We start from the raw sequence: 18,453 nt of genomic DNA on the forward strand, positions 1-18,453 counted from the left end.
GTCAGTGATCGGGCTTATAGACCCCCATCCTCACAGACGTCAACAGCCACGTTCAAAAAAACTTCAAAAATCGACAACTCTCTGAATTTACACAATAATTCCAGCTGTTGATAAACTAGGTCGATTTTGATCCGCGAGACCGCGGTCTTTCGGTCCGCAAACCACTGCCCTTGGTTGCAAGATCATATATCGCCACAATCAGGCAGGATTTAGGAGCGCGACAGGTGCCTAACGTCTGTGGTCGGCAGTGCCATTTCACGGGTGAAATGGCCGCGGTTTTCCCTGACGCTCTGCATCAGGAATTCGCGCACCGCCCTTACCCGCGGGACGGCAACCAGGTCTCTATGGCAAACCAGCCAGTAGGTGCGCTTGAGCTCGATCTCTTCCGGCAGAACGATCTCCAGGTCGTCTTCCTGCTGCGCGATGAAGTGTGGCAAGACGCAAAGGCCCAGCCCCTGCCGCACGGCCTTCAACTGCGTCAGGATGCTCGAACTCTGGAAATGGGCATGCAGGCCCGGCTGCAGCTCCCCCAGGTAATCGAGACCCGGCGCGAAGATCATGTCGTCGATGTATCCGACGAAGCGGTGTGCGGCGAGGTCGTTGCGCCCGGTGATCGGCGGGTGCTTCGAGAGATAGCTGCGGGCGCCATAGACATGCAGCGTATAGGGCGTCAGCACCTCGGATTGGTAAGGCCCAGCCTTCGGCGCCGTCAGGGCCACCTGGATATCCGCCTCCTTGCGCGACAGAGACATGATCTGCTGGATCGCCAGCATCTCCAGGGAGACGTTCGGATAGCGCGCAGCAAAGTCCGCCAGCCGGTCGGCCAGAAAGAAGTTGCCGAAGCCTTCGAGTGTGCTGAGACGGACGACGCCGCGCTGCGCCGTCAGACCGTCATTGATGTCGAGCTGCAATTGTTCGGTCTCGCGCTCGATCCGCTCGGCGGTTTCGACGAAGCGCTGGCCCATGCCGGTCAAGATGTAGCCGCGCGGATTGCGCTCGAACAGCTTGACCTTGAGCGCGAATTCCAGCCTGTCGATGCGACGAGACACCGTGGCATGGCTGGTCCTCAAGCGCCGCGCCGCCGTCGACAGTTGCCCGGTGCGGGCCACCGCCAGAAAGAACTGCAGATCGTCCCAGGTGAAATTCGGATTCATGCCTACTCCCCGTCTGTCCGAAAATGAACAGATCCTGTTTTGCAATTTACGGTTCCGGACGCTTGCATCCAAGCGGTTTTTTCCCGATTGTACGCGTCAGAGCGGACATCTGAGGAGCATGTCTGGCCAAATATGAACAGACCGAAACGAACGCCCCCGGCGGCCACCATCCGGCGCCGGAGTATTCCTGCGTTCGTTCGCGGCGGCTGGCGGTTCAGGACGAAGACAAGATGACGAAGCTCAAGAATGCGGCGCCGGGGCGCGGCTGAAGGAGCGATGTCGCCCGAACCCGGGATCTGAAGGGTCGCGCCGTACATATCGAGGGAGAACCATGGACATATACGACTTCATCGTCGTTGGGGCAGGTAGCGCCGGCTGCGTGCTTGCCAACCGCCTTTCGGAAAACCCGGGGCATCGCGTGCTGCTGCTCGAAGCCGGCGGCCGCGACAACTACCATTGGATCCACATTCCGGTCGGCTATCTCTATTGCATCAACAATCCGCGCACGGACTGGTGTTTCACGACCGCAGCGGAAGAGGGCCTGAACGGCCGTTCACTCGGCTATCCCCGCGGCAAGGTGCTCGGCGGCTGCTCGTCGATCAACGGCATGATCTATATGCGCGGCCAGGCTGAGGACTACGACCACTGGCGCCAGCTCGGCTGTACCGGCTGGGGCTGGGACGACGTGCTGCCGCTCTTCAGGAAATCCGAGGACCACTATCGCGGTGCCAACGAGATGCACGGCGCCGGCGGCGAATGGCGGGTGGAAAAGGCGCGCGTGCGCTGGGACGTGCTCGACGCCTTTCAGAAGGCGGCAAGCGAAGCCGGCATTCCCGAGACGCCGGATTTCAACCGCGGCAGCAACGAAGGCTCCGGTTATTTCGATGTCAACCAGCGTTCCGGCATCCGCTGGAACACCGCAAAGGCATTCCTGCGCCCGGCGCAGAAGCGCGGCAACCTCACAGTTCTGACCAAGGCGCATGTGCGCAAGCTGGTCATCGAGGGCGATCGCATCGCCGGCGTTGAATTCCAGCATGACGGCACAGTCAAGCGCGCCGGCGCAACCCGCGAAACTGTGCTCTCCGCCGGCGCGATCGGCTCACCCCATATCCTCGAACTCTCCGGCATCGGCCGTGGTGACGTGCTGCAGGCAAACGGCATCGAGCTTCGCCACGAACGCGCCGGGGTCGGCGAAAACCTGCAGGATCATCTGCAGCTGCGCATGGCCTACAAGGTCACCGGCGTACCGACGCTCAACGAAAAGGCAAACTCGCTGTTCGGCAAGGCGTCGATCGGGCTCGAATATCTGCTGAAGCGTTCCGGGCCGATGGCAATGGCGCCGAGCCAGCTCGGCATCTTCACCCGCTCCGGACCGGAAAAGGAAACGCCGGATCTGCAGTATCACGTGCAGCCGGTGTCGCTCGACAAGTTCGGCGAGCCGGTTCATTCCTTCCCGGCAATCACCGCCAGCGTCTGCAATCTGCGCCCGGAAAGCCGCGGTTCGGTACATCTGAAGGGTCCGGATTTTGCCGCCGCACCGGACATCAGGCCGCGCTACCTGACGGCGGAGGCCGACCGCGATGTCGCGGTCAGCGCCATCCGACTGACGCGGCAGATCGTCAAGCAACCCTCTTTCGCCCGCTTCAACCCGGTCGAGTTCAAGCCGGGCCCGTCCTACGAGACCGAGGACGATCTGAAGCGCGCGGCCGGCGATATCGGCACGACGATCTTTCATCCGGTTGGGACCTGCCGCATGGGCGCCGATCAGGACAGCGTCGTCGATCCGGAACTGCGCCTGCGCGGCCTGAAGGGATTGCGCATCGCCGACGCCTCGGTCATGCCGACGATCACCTCGGGCAACACCAATTCGCCGACGATTATGATCGCCGAAAAGGCGGCGACGATGATCCTGGCAGTCAATCGTTAGGCGTCAGCGGCAAGGGCGGGCAGCACTCGGGCGCCCGTCGAAGATGCTGATTCCATGCCGGATTCGGCCAGCTAGCGGTGTCGGATAACGGTAAACTGGCCGAAAAGCGACGCGAAAAGCTTAAATCTCAGGCGTTGAGCCCCTATATCATGTCCTGATGGCTCGGTTTGAGCCCAAGCAAGATTTAGGGGTTGTGATGGCAATGCAGCGATTTGGGCGTTTTGGACGAACTCTGGCAATGATGGCGATCGGCATGGTCGTCGCGCTGACCGTTGTGGACGTCGCCGAAGCGCGGCGTTCGGGCGGCGGCTTCGGTAGCCGCGGCACCCGCACCTTCTCGCAGCCGCCGGTCACCCGTACCGCGCCGACCAACGCGGCACCGATCGACCGTTCGATAACGCCGCGCCAGGACGCAGGCCCGGCCGCGACCAATCCGGCAGCCGGCCAGACGCGCCCGAACGCCACCCAGCCGAACGCCCGTCCGGGCTTCTTCAGCGGCTTCGGCGGTTCGCTGCTCGGTGGCCTGATGGTCGGCGGCCTCATCGGCATGCTGATGGGCGGCGGTTTCGGCGGCGCTGCCGGCTTCCTCGGCCTGATCGTGCAGATGCTCCTGATCGGTGGCCTGATCATGCTCGCCATGCGCTTCTTTAACCGCAACCGCCAGCAGACAGCCTATGCCGGCCCGTCCGAGCGCTCGTCGGGCCAGCAGCCATCGAACGGCATGCCGTCGTTCAAGATCCCGAGCATCGGCGGCGGCCAGGCAAGCGGTCAGGCGCAGGCTCGACCCCAGGCAGCCCCTCAGGCGGCGCCCGTCACCGACGGCCCGGCCGATGAAATCGGCGTCCAGGGGTCCGACCTCGAGCAGTTCGAAAAGATGCTGAAGGACGTGCAGGCGGCTTACGCCGCGGAAGACTACGGCACGCTGCGTCGCCTGACGACGCCGGAAGCCATGTCGTACCTAGCCGAAGAGCTCAGCGACAACGCCACGAGCGGCGTCAAGAACGATGTGCGCGACGTGCACCTCGTTCAGGGCGACGTCGCCGAAGCGTGGTCGGAAAACGGAACCGAATTTGCGACCGTCGCCATGCGTTACGAGAGCATCGACGTCATGCGCGACCGCACCACCGGCAAGGTGATCAGCGGCGATCCGGACAATCTGACGGAAGCCGTCGAGCTCTGGACCTTCGTGCGCAAGCCGGGTGCCGAATGGCAGGTTTCGGCGATCCAGGGCGTCAGCCACGACTGACGCGCAGCAAAGCCTATAGAAAAGGCCCGGTCGGCATCGCCGCACCGGGCCTTTCCGTTTTCAGGCTTGTCCAATCACACGGCCGCGGGGGCCACAGTCGACGGCGCGAGGATGCCGGTGATCAGATCCCGCAGCCAGCGATGGGCGGGGTCGCCGTCGCGCCGCCGATGCCAGATCTGCCGGAAGGCGAAGGGCGGGATCGCGAAGGGCGGCGCGAAGATGGCGAGCGGCCCGGTCTCCCCGTCGCGGGGCAGGATCCGGCGCGCAACCGTAAGCACAAGGTCGGTTCCGGGAACGAGACCCGGCGCCGCACTCCAATGAGGCAGGGCCAGCGCAATGCGGCGCTTGTGTCCAATAGCCGAAAGCGCAAGGTCGATCTCGTTGCCGGTATCGCCACGCAGGGAGACGAGAATATGCGGCCGCTGCAGATAGGCCGAAAGATCCATCGTCGTTTCGCCGCCGAGGCTCGCGCGATCGGCCAGGCAGGCGAAGTGCTCCTCGAACAGCAATGATGTCCTCAGATCCTCGGCAAGCGTCGGGAAAACCCCGAGCGCCAGATCGATTTCGCCGTCGACGGCCTGTGCCATCATCACTTCGCGGCTTGCCTGGCTGACGAGGAGATCGACGTTCGGCGCCTGCCGGCGCAGCACGGTCATCAGTTGCGGCAGCAGCACAAGCGCAGCGTAATCGGACATCGCCAGCCGGAAGACGTGGGGCTCGCGCGCCGGATCGAACGGCTGAGACCCCATGAGCAGACGCATATGCGCGAGCGCTTCGGCAAGCTGCGGCGCGATCTCCAGCGCCCGCACCGTCGGCTCGAGATGGCCGCCATGGCGAACCAGCAAGGGATCGTCGAACAGAGCGCGCAACCGCGCCAGCGCATGGCTGACGGCAGGCTGGCTCTTGTTCAACCGCAGAGCCGCGCGCGAGACGTGGCGCTCCGCCAGGAGCGCGTCGAGCACCACGAGCAGGTTCAGGTCGATTGCGCCAAGATTATTCATCATACGAATATAGCACGTGAAAAATTGGAATTTCCATTCCCAAGATAGATGATGGAGGATCGCCGCAACAAAAAGGAAAAACAATGCCCAATCTCTCCTCCCTCCTGTTGCTTGCCGTGGCGATCTTCGCCGGCGCCGTCGTCCCCCTCCAGGCCGGCGCCAATGCCAACCTTGGCCGCCTCCTCGGCCATCCGCTCTGGGCGACGGTCGTCTCGCTCGGCGTCAGTCTCGCGCTCATCCTGCCGATGCTGATTGCCTTCCGGGCGCCGTTGCCCAGCCTGGCTGTGGCATTCAAGGGTCCGTGGTGGATCTGGGTCGGCGGCCTCGCCGGCGTGATCTACATCACTGCGGCTCTTCTCCTTGCGCCGAAGCTCGGCGCGGCAAGCTTCATTGTCGCCGTCATCGCCGGCCAGATGGTCATTTCCATGTTGATCGATCACTACGGCCTGATGGGTTTCCCGCAAAAGCCGGTCAATGCGGCGCGGCTGACCGGCCTGTTCTTCATCGTCGGCGGCATGGTGATCACCCAGATCGCCAATGTCACGCCGGCCTTGGCCAACGCGCCGCGATAGCACAGAGCCGCATCTCGGCAGCGGCAGCCATGACGATCAAGGCTGCCGCTTGTCACCTGAGAAGCACCCATGGTAAATGGCTGACCATGTCGAGCGAACCCCATTTGATGGCCTGATTTGCCCCGCAAGGCGGGGCTTGCATCTGTGAGCCCAGAACCGTCCGCCTCTTGCGCGGGCTTATCCTGTTCGCATTCGATCTCATCAAACCTGCCCAATACAGCAGACCCGAGATCGATTGCGTCTCATCGGGCTCTCCTATGGACAAATCCAATCTTTGGGGCGATGCCGCCTTCCGGCGCATCAGCCTCGTCCTCACCGTCGATTCCTTCTGCTCCTGGATGCTCGTCGCCGCGCTGCCGCTCGTCGTTGCAAGCCGCTTCGGCGCCGGTGCGGAACTGGTCGGCAGTCTTGCCTTGCGTCTGCTGCCGAGCCTCCTGCTTGCGCCGATCGTCGCCTCGCTCCTACGGCGCAGCGGCCCGCAGCTTCCGGTGCTGTGCTGCCTGTCGGTGACCGCCATCGCCATTCCCGGCCTTGCGTTCGCGCCGGACGCAATGACATTGCACATGATCGTCCTGGTCATCGGCGCTGCGGACGCGGTGGTCACGCCGGGTCTGTTGATGCTGCGCGCCGCCGTCGTTCCAGCCGGCCGCAACATGGAGGCCAACACCGCCTTCCAGGCGATCGACCGCTTCGCCAAGATTTTCGGTCCGCCGGCGGCGGGTCTGGCAGCTGCCTCCACCTCGATCGTGACAACCCTTCTTGCGCTGTCCCTTGCCCAGATCGGGGCAGCCCTTCTGCTGGTGCTTCAACCACGCGACAAGCCGGTGCAAGAGAACGCGGCACCCTCGCACGCATCGGGCTTCGGACGGGAAACCCTTGCGATGTTTCGCGAGAACCCCTTGCTCTGGGCTTTGCTGCTCCCGGCCTTCGGCTACATGGTCTCGCTCGGGACACTGCAGCCGTTCCTGTTCTGGCTCAATCGTGACCAGTTTCATCTCGGCCCGGACATGTGGACCTTGCTTCTGGCGGCACAGGGCGCCGGCGCCCTGATTGGTGCCGTCGTCTCGCACCGATTGGCGGGAGCTTTGACCAGTACGCAGGCGCTGCTTCGCGCCTATCTTCTCTCCAGCCTGCTCGAAGGCCTTTCGACCTTCGCGCTGATTTTTGCCCCCAATTCCCTGGTGGCCAGCGGACTGCTGATCGTCGGCGGCATACCGGAGATGATCGCTTTCGCCACCTACTTTACCCTTGTGCAACGCTGCCTGTCCCTGGAGCGCCAGGCAGTGTTTTACGCCGTGAGCTTGCCACTCATGGATGCCTGCTTGATCGCCGGCATCGTCTCGGGAGCCTTCTATACCAGCAATCTCGTGACCCTCGGGCAGTTCTGGCTCTTTGCCAGCGCCTGCGCCGTGCTTCCGGTTCTGCCGTTCCTCGCGTGGCGCGGGTCGGCGACCGACCGTCAGAGCAGTGTCTCGCGGCAAAAAGATCAACGCCAGCCGTAACTTACGGCTGGCGTGTTTCACTTTGACTGGCCATACTCGCACCGGGCTATAAAGGGGTATTGCATGCAGGACCGGTTGTTCATCGATGGCAAATGGGAAAAACCGCGGCGCGGCGGCACGCTCGACGTGATCGATCCGGCGACGGAGGAGATCATCCATCGTGCGCCTGCGGCAACTTACGAAGACGTGGACAGGGCCGCAAAGGCGGCCCGCATCGCCTTCGACAGCGGCCCCTGGCCAAAACTTTCGGGCAGCGAGCGCGCCGCCTATCTGCGTGCAATCGCCGCCAAGATCGAGGAAAAGCGCCACTCGCTGGCCCGGCTCGAAGTCGCCGACAACGGCAAGCCGCTGCCGGAAGCATTGTGGGACATCGACGATGCCGCAGGCTGCTTCCGCTATTATGCCGGCCTCGCCGAGGAACTGGACACCAGCCCTGAGGAGGCGATCGCCGTCGGCGACAGCCGCTTCACGTCACGCGCTGTGCGCGAACCGCTGGGCGTCGTCGGCGCGATCACCCCGTGGAACTATCCGTTGCTGATGGTGTCGTGGAAGGTGGCTCCGGCGCTGGCCGCCGGCTGCACCATCGTGCTCAAACCGTCGGAGCTGACGCCACTGACAGCACTTGAGCTCGGCGTCATCGCCGAGGAAGTCGGGCTGCCGGCCGGCGTGCTCAACATCCTCACCGGCACCGGCCAGGACGCCGGCCAGCCGCTGACCGAGCATCCGCTGGTCGACAAGCTTGCCTTTACCGGCTCCGTCGTCACCGGCCGCAAGGTGATGATGGCCGGTGCCCAGGACATCAAGAATGTCAGCCTCGAACTCGGCGGCAAGTCACCCTTCGTCGTCTTTGCCGACAGCGACATCGACAAGGCCGTCGAATGGATCATGTTCGGCATCTTCTGGAACCAGGGCCAGGTCTGCTCGGCGACCTCGCGCGTGCTCGTCGAGGAGCCGATCTACGAGACCGTCGTCAAGCGCCTCTGCGAAGAAGCGGCGAAGATCACCATCGGCAATGGTCTGGAAGACGGCACCCTGCTCGGGCCGATCGTCTCGAAGGGGCAGTACGACAAGATCATGGGCGCGATCGACCGCGCCCGCCAGGACGGCGCCACGGTGGCTGCCGGCGGCGGCCGCCCGGCCGGCCTCAACAGCGGCTACTTCATCGAACCGACGGTGCTGACCGATATGCGCGAAGACAGTTACGTCTGGCGCGAGGAGATCTTTGGTCCGGTCGTCTGCGTCAAGCCGTTTGGCGAAGAGGCCGACGCGATCCGCATGGCCAACGACAGCCGCTTCGGTCTTGCAGCCGCCGTCATGTCGGCCGACAGGGACCGCTGCGAGCGCGTCGCCCGCGCATTTCGCGCTGGCATCGTCTGGATCAACTGCTCGCAGCCGACCTTCACCGAAGCACCCTGGGGTGGCTACAAGCAATCGGGCATCGGCCGTGAGCTCGGCCGCTGGGGCCTTTCCAATTATCTGGAGACCAAGCAGATCACCAGTTTCGACGCCGACGAGCCCTGGGGCTGGTACATCAAGGGATAGCACCGATCGGGGCGTGGAGGTCAGCGTCAAATTCCCTTCATGCGGCTGTGAAATAAGCCGACTAACGATGGCATCACGCAAAGTTGTCGTCGAACACACGCAATCCGGAGGGTCAGATGAACAGGTCGAACGACGAGATCGAAACGCAGGACTGGCTGGAAGCAGAACTGGCCGACACGCTCGACGAGGACTACGAACTCGAGCTTTCCGAACCGGCGCTGTCGGAAGAGATCCGCAAGATCTACCGCAAGAACCACCCGCCATCGATCCCGCGCATCGATTACTTCCGCTCGCTGCTGAAGTTGCAGTCGGAGCTGATCAAGCTTCAGGACTGGGTGGTCCATCACAAGGAAAAGGTGGTGGTGATCTTCGAGGGCCGCGATTCCGCTGGCAAAGGCGGCGTCATCAAGCGCATCACCCAGAGGCTCAATCCCCGCGTCGTGCGTGTCGTCGCGCTGCCGGCACCGTCCGACCGCGAAAAGACGCAATGGTATTTCCAGCGCTACGTGCCGCACCTGCCGGCCGGCGGCGAGATCGTGCTCTTCGACCGCTCCTGGTACAACCGCTCCGGCGTCGAGCGCGTCATGGGCTTCGCCACCGAGGACCAGGTCGAGCAGTTCTTCGACGACGTGCCGGAATTCGAGCGCATGCTGGTTCGCTCCGGCATCCGGCTGGTGAAGTACTGGTTCTCGATCACCGACGAGGAGCAGCAGATGCGCTTCCTGGTGCGCATTCACGACCCGTTGAAGCAGTGGAAGCTGTCGCCGATGGATCTGCAGTCGCGGGTGCGCTGGGAAGGTTACACCAAGGCCAAGGAGGAGACCTTCGCCCGAACCAACATCCCGGAAGCGCCCTGGCATATCGTCGAAGGCAACGACAAGAAGCGCGCCCGTCTGAACTGCATCGACCACCTGTTGAGGCAGATCCCCTACGAGGACGTGCCGCACGAGGAAATCTCCCTGCCGGAACGCGTCTTCAACCCGGACTACGAGCGCAAGGTTCTGCCGCCGGAACTCTACGTGCCGTCGAAATACTGACGCACGCGGGCAACTGCCCGCGTCTGCAGCCATTGAAAGCGAGGCGGCATCCGCCCGCCTCGCTTGCAATATCCCTGCGAAAATCAGAGATTGCCGTGAAACGCCAGTTTCATGGACATCGCATGAGCCCGAAAGAACGTTCCTTCCTCACCCGTGTTCGCCAAGTGCTGCCGGAACTGCATCCGGCCGAGCGGCGGCTGGGCGACTTCCTCTGCGATTTTCCAGGCGAGGTCGCCAGCTACTCAGCCCAGGAACTGGCGGCGCTCGCACATGTGTCGAAGGCGACGGTCTCTCGCTTCATCCAGCGGCTCGGCTACGACAATTACGAAGAAGCGCGTCGGCATGCCCGCGCCGACAAGCAGACCGGTTCGCGCCTGTTCCTTGCAACCGCCACCGACAGCGGCGGCGAGCAGTCGCTCACGTCCCATGTGGCGCAGGGCGTGGCCAATATCGAAGCGACCTTTCTCGCCATTTCCGAAACCCAGGTGACGGCGGCAGCAACCGCCATCCTTGGCGCCCGCAAAGTCTGGGTCATCGGCTTTCGCGCCAGCCATTCCTTCGCCACCTATCTGCAATGGCAGATGACACAGGTGGTCGAGCACATCTCGGCCATTCCCGGCGGCGGCCAGACGCTCGGCGAACATCTGGTCAGCATCAACAACGACGACGTCGTCATCCTTTTTGGCCTGCGCCGGCGCGTCACGTTGATGGAACCGATCCTCGCGCAGCTCGAAAAATCGGGCGCAAGGCTGCTCTATATCACCGACGAAGGCGTTCCCTTCCTCAACCAGGCAGAATGGCATTTCCGCTGCCAGACGCTGGCGCCGGGGCCCCTGTTCAACCACGTCTCGGTGATGGCGCTCTGCCATCTGCTCACCACACGTTGCATCGAAATCGCCGGTCCCGCCGGCCGAAACCGCCTGCGCGGCATCGAGGCGATCAACGACGCGCTCGACGAATTGTGAGCGCCGATTGGGCATTTGCCTGAAACGGCAGAACATTTTTCGAGCACAAGAAATCTGAGTTTCAACCGCCCGTTAGAGTGCAATCTGTCGCCAAGCTTTTGACAGCAAACGAGAAACTATCGTTTCTCACGGACTGGCACGAAATCTGCATTTCATAACCTGGGTTGCGAGCGGCCAATTCCTTTCGCAGCGCGTCATAGAATCTCCTATGAAACTCAGATTTCATGATGTAGATTTCATGAAACTGAGTTTTCACATTTTCACGTTGTTAAGCCATAAAGGGGAACGAACCATGGCAGCGGAAAATATGGTACCGTCCGGCAGGTCATCGCCGGTCATCAGACAGTTGGAATCAGCCTTCACCAAGATCGGCGTCACCGGCGCCCACAAGCAGATCCTCGCCCTCGTGCTCATCGGCTGCCTGTTCGACAGCTTCGAACAGAACACCATCGGCGTCGCCGGCCCGATCCTGAAAGAACATTGGGGCCTTACCGGCACCGACATCGGTTTCCTCAACACCATCACCTTTGGCAGCGCGGCGATCGGCCGCCTGCTTTCAGGCATCCTCGGCGACCGCTACGGCCGACGCGTGATGCTGACCATCAACCTCCTGCTCTTCACCATTGGCTCGGCCGCCTGCGCCATGGCGCCGAACTTCGCCACGCTCTGCTTTGCCCGTGCCATCGTCGGCTTCGGCGTCGGCGGCGAAATCTCGACGGCCGTTACCATGCTGTCGGAATTCTGCTCGCCGAAATTCCGCGGCACGGCGGCCGGCCTCGTCAATGTCGGCGCCGGCGGCTTCGGCAACTTCCTGGCGCCCGCCTTCGGCCTGATGATCTTCACCCTCTTCCCGGGTGAAAACAGCTGGCGCTGGCTCTTCGCCGCCCTCGCGCTCCCGGCCCTGCTCGTCGTCTTCTACCGCCGCTTCGTGCCGGAGACCCCGCGCTTCCTGGCTTCGCAGGGTAAGATCGACGAAGCCAACAAGGTGCTCTCCATCCTTGCCTCCGGCTCGCTGCGCCCGCGCAATCTCAAGGTCCAGGAATATCTGACCAAGGATCACCTGAAGGACGAAGAGCCGGCCAAGAGCGACTGGAAGGAACTCTTCCGCGCCCCCTTCATCGGCCGCACGATCCCCGTCGCCATCGCCATCCTGATGAGCTACGGCGCTCAGCTTTCCGTGCTGACGCTGATGCCGATCATCTTCGTCTCCATGGGCTACACGCTGCAGGGCAGCCTGCTCTACAGCATGATCATCCAGAGCGGCAGCGTGCTTGGCGCCATCGCCGCCTCGATGTTCGGCTACTACTTCCCGCGCAAAAAGGTGCTGACGCTCGGCGCCGTGTTCGCCTGCCTCGCGGCGGTCTCGATCGCCTATCTCGGCACCAACATCTATCTGGTGCTGATGTTCGGCGCGATCTTCCAGTTCTTCGTGCTGCTGCTCAACACCTCGATCTGGATCTATGCGCCCGAACTCTTTCCGACCCGCATCCGCGCCTTCGGCGTGGCGCTGATCCTGGCAACCGGTTCGGCCGCGGGTTCCTTCGTCCCCACCATCGCCGGCGCCCTCTTCGACGTCTACGGCATGGTCGGTGTCTTCGGGCTTGCCGCCGGCATGTATGCGGTCTTTGCCTTCTGCATCCAGCTCGGCCCCGAAACCTACGGCATGTCGATGGAAGACCTCACCCAGCCTGCCGATGCGGACCTCGCAAAGGCTGACACTTCTGAAATCAAAGTCGGCGTGGAACTGAGAACGTGAGCGCACATATCCTTCTGATCAACCCGAACAGTTCGCGTGCCACCAGCGACATGATGGTCGCCATCGCACGCCGGGCGGCATCAGGACGCATGGCCGTGGCAGTCGCCACGGCCATGCGGAACCCGCCGATGATCGTCACGCCGGAGCAGCTGGACGCATCCGCTGCCGAGGTCGTCGAGATCGGCGAAAAGCATGAGGCCGGATGCCTCGGCATCGTCGTCAGCGCCTTCGGCGATCCCGGCCTTGCCGCGCTCAAGCACCGGCTCGATATCCCCGTCATCGGAATCTGTGAGGCCTCGATGATCGAGGCCTCACAGGGCGGCCGCAAATTCGGCGTCGCCACCACGACGCCGGAACTGATCCAGGCGATCGACGACCGCGCCCGCGATCTCGGCGTCTGGGAACAATATACCGGCATCCGTTGCACTTCGGGCGATCCGCTGGCGCTTTCCGCCCACCCGGATCGGCTGCTTTCGGCTCTCGGCGAGGCGGTCCGCCAATGCATCGAGCTCGACGGCGCCGAGGCCGTCATCATCGGCGGCGGCCCGCTCGGCCAGGCGGCCGACGAGCTCCAGCCGATGTTTTCGACGCCGATCATCGCCCCCATCCCGAGCGCAATCGGCCGCATGCTCGACCTGATGCAGGTCGCCGCCTGACAGGCACTCCTCATCGCAGACACCCAAAAGGAGTATGGATCGGGCGGCGCTAATGCCTGTTTCCGCCGGCCGCCCTGTGGTATTTTCGCCCTTCCTAATTGGCGAGACCGAAGCTGGGGCGGAGGTTACGCGATGAAATCTCTCTTTGCTTCGCTGGTCGCGGTGGCGTTCTTCGCCGCGGCGGCGAACGCGGGTCCTTTGCATGACGCGGCACGGGACGGCGACACGGAACGCGTCAAACAGTTGCTCGATCAGGGAACCGATATAACCGAGCCGGATGCGGCCGGTGAACCGGCGCTGTTGATTGCCGCTCTCAAGGGTCGCGCCGAGGTCGTCGCCCTTCTCATCGACCGCGGCAACGACATCGAGATCCGCAACAAGGGCGGTCTCACCGCGCTTCACGCCGCGGCCTATGGCGGCAATCTCGAAACCGTCAAACTACTCGTCGCCAAGGGCGCGGCGGTCAACGACGTCGCCAACTTCTACAAGATGTCGCCGCTGCATGCGGCGGCCGAAGAAGGCCACGCCGAAGTGGTCGCCTTCCTGCTTGCCAACAAGGCAGACATCGAAGCCAAGGAGCGCAACGGCTATACGCCGCTCACCCAGGCCGGCTGGCGGTCCTATTGGCCGGCCGCCGAACTTCTGTTGAAGGCCGGCGCCACCTGCCAGAAGGCCGAGCTTGTCGGCGAATGGCTCTACGGCGAATGCACGAAACGTCAATAGATCCGGAAACGGAGGAAACGGCATGTCTCGACACTCCATACGATTTATAATCGCGGCGTCAGCGGCGTTCCTTGCGCCGGCCGTCCCGTCACTGGCAGAAGAGCCCGTGAACACCGGCTACTTTGGTGACGTGGCGATCAAGGGTTACGATCCCGTCGCCTATTTCACCGAGAACAAGGCTGTCGAAGGATCACCCGAATTCAGCTATCGCTGGCTTGGCGCCACCTGGCAGTTTGCCAGCGCCGAGCATCGCGACCAGTTCATCAAGGAGCCGACCCGCTATGCGCCGCAATATGGCGGCTACTGCGCCGATGGGGTCTCCTTCGGCACGGTCACGACCAACATCGATCCCAAGGCCTGGCGCATCATCAAGGACAAGCTCTATCTCAGCTACGATCCGGGCGCAGCCGACGGACTGGTGAAGAACCCGAACAAGGTGGTCGATTCGCGCAAGCACTGGTCCGAGGTCGAGCAGACGTTGCTCACCGAGAAGGCGAACATCAACTGGACGCAGCCCCGGCCCTGAAGGCCGGCGGCTCGGCGATGACAACCGTCACTTCTCGATCGAGAAGAACTTCAGCGACTGCGGCGTGACATTGATGTAGTCCGCCGTGCGCTCGCCCTTTGCCGTATTGCGGTAGACATAGCCGCAGACCATGCGGTCGAGAAAATAGCCGTCATATTTTTCGCAGAGCTGGTTGCCCTTCACTTCAATCCGACCGGTGATGTTGGTGTTGCTGGTGCGATAGGCGGTGTTGCCGTCCTTGTCGAAGAACTGCGCAAAGCCCGTGCCGTTCTTGTGCACGCCGACCCAGGTCTTGTCGGTGGTCAGTTGTTTCAGCTCGGCCGGGCCGAGCCGGTCGCTGGCGGCGCCGACGAAGCCGAAGGGCCATTCCGGAATACCGGCGACGCGAAGGCCGAAGAGGTGGCGATAGAGATCCTCTTCGCGCCAGTAGTCGTAGAGATAGCCGTAGTAGCTCAGGTTCGTGTCCGGGAAGAGCTTCAACAGCTCGGCCGCTTCGGCGGCCGCACTCTGCTGGTCGCCGCGCTGGGCATAGGCCGACGCCAGATACTCCCGCACCGCCTCCGCCTTTGGCAAGGATGCGCCGGCCGCTTCGATCAGGGGGATCGCCTTCTCAAGGTGACGCGTCGTGTAATAGACGATGCCCGAAAGCAGCTGCAGGCTCGAAGATGGCGACGGATCAAGCCTCAGCGCCCGCTCGATATCGTCGAGCGCCTGCTCGTGTTCACCGGTCTGGGCCAGTATCAGCGCCAGATTGGCGAGCGCCTCGGCATCCCCCGGCTGCGCCGAGACGGCTCGAAGCGCCGATTCCTTTGCCTCAAGGGGACGGCCGTCCACCAGCTGCAGCAGCGCCAGCACGGTATGGGCGCGGGCGTTGTTGGCGTCGAGCTTCAGGGCCTGTCCCGCCGCATCATAGGCGATCTTGCGCGCCACGGCCGCGGACCAGAGATAGTTGTAGTCGTTGCGCCAGACGTCGACGGCGACCCGGGCGATACCGGCATGCGCATCGGCGAACTTCGGATCGAGATCGATCGCCCGCTGATAATAGGAAAGCGTCTGGCGATAGGTGTCGACGTCGCGCCAGATCAAGCCCTGCTGCTCGGCGCGCATGTAGTTGTCGTAGGCCTCGAGATTGTCCGTCGGAATGCGCGCCAGCTGGTCGCGTTCGCCCTCGCTGAGCTTGACCTCGAGCGCTGCGATGATCTTGCCGATCACGTCGTCCTGAACCGCAAAGAGGTCGGCGTATTGCCGATCGTAACGCTCGGCCCAGAGCGAAAGACCGCTCATCGCATCGATCAGCTTGACGTTGATGCGCAACCGCTGGTCCGCCCGCTGCAGCGTGCCCTCCAGCACATAGTGTACGCCAAGTTCGGCGGCCACGTCCTGGATCTTGTCGGTACTGCCCTTCAGCGCGAACACCGAATGGCGCGCGATGACAAAGAGGCCGGACACTTTCGAGAGTTCTGTGATGAGATCGTCCGTCAGCCCCTCGGCCAAATGGTCGTGATCGCTGTCGCCGCTGACATTGATGAAGGGCAGCACGGCAACCGAAGGCTGGTCCGGCAGCGGATAGGCGAAGCGCTGCGCCATCCCCTCCTGCCCGATCCACGTCCACGGCTGCCACCAGGCGACCGCAGTCGACAGCGCAATCGCGACGAGACCAACGACCGATCCCTTCACCCAGGCCGCATTGCGTCGAGGCTTCTCGACAACCGTCCTGCCGGCGGCCCCCGGATCGAGGAGGACCCGGTAAACCCGGATCGGCTCGGCAAGCCCCTTGACCGTCTGTTGACCCAGGGACGCAAATCCGACTTTCAGCTTGGAGCTGACCTGGTCGTAAGCCGTGCCGGAGATCGCAATACCACCCGGCTCGGCAAGTCCCTGGACCCGATCGGCGATGTTGACGCCGTCGCCATGGATGTCGTCACCCTCGACGATGATGTCGCCAAGATTGATGCCGATGCGGAAGTCCAGCCTCTCGCCATTTGGCGCCTTGTCGGCTTCCGCCTCCGCCTTGCGCCGCTGGATCTCGACTGCGCATTGGGTCGCGTCGACAACGCTGCGGAATTCGACGAGCAGGCCATCGCCCATCGTCTTCACCAGACGCCCGTGATGCTCGCGGAAAAGCGGCTCGAGAATATCGCCGAGATCCGACTGGAATCGCAAGCGCGTCCCTTCCTCGTCCAGCCGGCTCAAGCGGCTGTAACCGACGACATCCGCGATCAGGACGGCTGCGAGACGGCGCTCCATCGACGGGCTCTCAACGTGCGATGTACTCCAGCGGCAATGGTACCGCAGCTTGGCGGGCGGCGCCATCGGCACGCATGGATGAGACGCGTCGACCAGGCCGTAACCGTTACGTACTTGCAGGACCTCGCTGAAGTGCCACGATTACAGGCGATCATCCGAAGGAAGCTGCCATGCTCAAACGACGGTCTCTGCTGGTGCTCGGCGCTCTTGCCACGGCACTTCCCGCACTCAAGTTGACGAGCGCGAGGGCTGCCGATGCAGGCCTCTCTGCGGACGAGGCGCGCGCCATTGCCAAGGACGCCTATATCTACGGTTTCCCGCTGGTCGACAGCTACAGGGTGCAGCATTCCTATTTCGTCGATCACGGCAATCCCGAGTTCAAGAGCGGCTGGAATACGCTCAACAATACCGCGCGGGTCTATACGCCTGACGACAAGGCGATCCAGACGCCAAATTCCGATACGCCCTACTCCTTCCTGGGCGCGGACCTGCGCGCCGAGCCGCTGGTCCTGACCGTGCCGGCGGTCGAGAAGGAGCGCTACTACTCGCTCCAGTTCGTCGACATGTACACCTTCAATTTCGCCTATGTCGGAAGTCGCGCCACCGGCAGCGAGGCTGGCACCTTCCTGCTGGCGGGACCGGGCTGGAAGGGTGAAACCCCGCCCGGGATCAAGGCGGTGATCCGGTCGGAAACGGAATTCGCTTTCGTGCTTTACCGCACGCAGATGTTTGATCCCGCCGACATCGAGAACGTCAAGAAGATCCAGGCGGGCTACAGGGTCGAGCTGCTGTCGAGCTTCCTTGGTCAGCCGGCTCCGGCACCGGCCGCGGCCGTCGATTTTATCGCCCCGTTGAGCGCGGCTGACGAAAAGACCTCGCCTGACTTCTACAGGGTCCTGAATTTTATCCTGCAGTACTGCCCGACGCACCCGTCCGAAACGGCGCTGATGCAGCGTTTCGCCGATCTGAACATCGGTGCGGGCAAGACGTTCGACATCACGGCTTTCTCGCCGGAGATCCAGAAGGCGATCACTGACGGGATGGCGGACGCCTGGGCGGCGTTCAAGGAACACAAGGAAACCGAAATCGACACCGGCAAGGCTTCGAGTGCCGACGCGTTCGGCACGCGGGAGTTCCTGAAGAACGACTATATGCAGCGCATGTCCGGCGCGGTTCTCGGTATCTACGGCAACTCGAAGGACGAAGCTCTCTATCCCGCCTATTTCGTCGATGACCAGAAGAAGCCGCTGACCGGGTCGGGCCACTACACCTTGCGCTTCGAACCCGGGCAACTGCCGCCGGTCAACGCCTTCTGGTCGCTGACCCTCTACGAACTGCCGTCGAGCCTGCTCTACGCCAATCCGCTTAACCGCTATCTCATCAACTCGCCGATGCTACCGAACCTGCACAAGGACGCCGATGGCGGCGTGACGCTCTACGTCCAGCACGAGAGCCCTGGGCCTGACAAGGAAGCAAACTGGCTGCCGGCGCCGAGCGGCCCGTTCTTCACTGCCATGCGGCTCTACTGGCCAAAGCCGGACGCATTGGACGGAAAATGGAAAGCGCCGCCGATGCGGCGCGCCAACTGATCAACGAGGA

Annotated in this window: 15 protein-coding genes; 12 read left to right on the forward strand and 3 right to left on the reverse strand. The window is 63.0% G+C overall.

All coding sequences use genetic code 11. From position 1 onward, the window contains the following. Positions 1–209: 209 nt before the first annotated feature. On the reverse strand, positions 210–1,154 hold the full coding sequence (locus IB279_RS31150) for a LysR family transcriptional regulator (protein ID WP_060521343.1): 945 nt from the start codon (positions 1,152–1,154) through the stop codon (positions 210–212). 331 nt (positions 1,155–1,485) lie between these two features. On the opposite strand from IB279_RS31150, the gene IB279_RS31155 reads away from it, so the two are divergent. Together IB279_RS31155 and IB279_RS31160 are read left to right on the forward strand one after the other, a co-directional pair. Beyond that, complete coding sequence (locus IB279_RS31155) at positions 1,486–3,081, forward strand: GMC family oxidoreductase (protein WP_112772939.1); 1,596 nt, start codon at positions 1,486–1,488, stop codon at positions 3,079–3,081. 202 nt (positions 3,082–3,283) lie between these two features. Next, positions 3,284–4,327 (forward strand): Tim44 domain-containing protein, encoded by a 1,044-nt coding sequence (locus IB279_RS31160; RefSeq protein WP_375292968.1) that lies wholly within the window; start codon positions 3,284–3,286, stop codon positions 4,325–4,327. A gap of 74 nt (positions 4,328–4,401) precedes the next feature. Here the strand turns inward: IB279_RS31160 and IB279_RS31165 are convergent, their stop codons facing one another. After that, entirely contained in the window at positions 4,402–5,331 is a 930-nt protein-coding gene (locus tag IB279_RS31165) for a LysR family transcriptional regulator (protein ID WP_234824599.1), read from the reverse strand. Positions 5,332–5,411: 80 nt separating this feature from the next. Here IB279_RS31165 and IB279_RS31170 point away from each other — a divergent pair, with 80 nt between their 5' ends. From IB279_RS31170 to IB279_RS31210, 9 genes are all read left to right on the forward strand, one after another. Beyond that, complete coding sequence (locus IB279_RS31170; RefSeq protein WP_060521346.1) at positions 5,412–5,900, forward strand: DMT family transporter; 489 nt, start codon at positions 5,412–5,414, stop codon at positions 5,898–5,900. 257 nt (positions 5,901–6,157) lie between these two features. Further along, the gene (locus IB279_RS31175) at positions 6,158–7,402 is read left to right on the forward strand and encodes an MFS transporter (RefSeq protein ID WP_112772940.1); all 1,245 of its coding nucleotides are present in this window, start codon (positions 6,158–6,160) and stop codon (positions 7,400–7,402) included. Between the two features lie 63 nt (positions 7,403–7,465). Next, positions 7,466–8,944 (forward strand): aldehyde dehydrogenase family protein, encoded by a 1,479-nt coding sequence (locus tag IB279_RS31180; RefSeq protein ID WP_112772941.1) that lies wholly within the window; start codon positions 7,466–7,468, stop codon positions 8,942–8,944. Between the two features lie 116 nt (positions 8,945–9,060). Beyond that, positions 9,061–9,981: a polyphosphate kinase 2 gene (ppk2, locus tag IB279_RS31185; protein WP_060530005.1), complete on the forward strand. Its 921-nt coding sequence runs from the start codon at positions 9,061–9,063 to the stop codon at positions 9,979–9,981. 122 nt (positions 9,982–10,103) lie between these two features. Continuing rightward, complete coding sequence (locus tag IB279_RS31190) at positions 10,104–10,946, forward strand: MurR/RpiR family transcriptional regulator (RefSeq protein WP_034802348.1); 843 nt, start codon at positions 10,104–10,106, stop codon at positions 10,944–10,946. Positions 10,947–11,238: 292 nt separating this feature from the next. Beyond that, a complete protein-coding gene (locus tag IB279_RS31195) occupies positions 11,239–12,702 on the forward strand; it encodes an MFS transporter (RefSeq protein WP_034802351.1) in 1,464 nt (487 codons plus the stop codon). Beyond that, positions 12,699–13,358, forward strand: a complete 660-nt coding sequence (locus tag IB279_RS31200) for an aspartate/glutamate racemase family protein (protein WP_112772942.1) — start codon at positions 12,699–12,701, stop codon at positions 13,356–13,358. The genes IB279_RS31195 and IB279_RS31200 overlap by 4 nt, the downstream gene beginning before the upstream one ends. Positions 13,359–13,490: 132 nt before the next feature. Then, positions 13,491–14,081 (forward strand): ankyrin repeat domain-containing protein, encoded by a 591-nt coding sequence (locus IB279_RS31205; RefSeq protein ID WP_034802356.1) that lies wholly within the window; start codon positions 13,491–13,493, stop codon positions 14,079–14,081. 22 nt (positions 14,082–14,103) lie between these two features. Further along, complete coding sequence (locus IB279_RS31210; RefSeq protein WP_234824600.1) at positions 14,104–14,607, forward strand: YHS domain-containing (seleno)protein; 504 nt, start codon at positions 14,104–14,106, stop codon at positions 14,605–14,607. Positions 14,608–14,634: 27 nt separating this feature from the next. Here the strand turns inward: IB279_RS31210 and IB279_RS31215 are convergent, their stop codons facing one another. Then, complete coding sequence (locus IB279_RS31215) at positions 14,635–16,854, reverse strand: adenylate/guanylate cyclase domain-containing protein (RefSeq protein WP_060611018.1); 2,220 nt, start codon at positions 16,852–16,854, stop codon at positions 14,635–14,637. Positions 16,855–17,024: 170 nt separating this feature from the next. Here IB279_RS31215 and IB279_RS31220 point away from each other — a divergent pair, with 170 nt between their 5' ends. Beyond that, positions 17,025–18,443: a DUF1254 domain-containing protein gene (locus IB279_RS31220; protein ID WP_112772943.1), complete on the forward strand. Its 1,419-nt coding sequence runs from the start codon at positions 17,025–17,027 to the stop codon at positions 18,441–18,443. The last annotated feature ends 10 nt before the right edge of the window (positions 18,444–18,453 follow it).

This window comes from Ensifer sp. ENS06 (genome assembly GCF_014852205.1).
Classification (GTDB): Bacteria; Pseudomonadota; Alphaproteobacteria; order Rhizobiales; family Rhizobiaceae; genus Ensifer; species Ensifer adhaerens.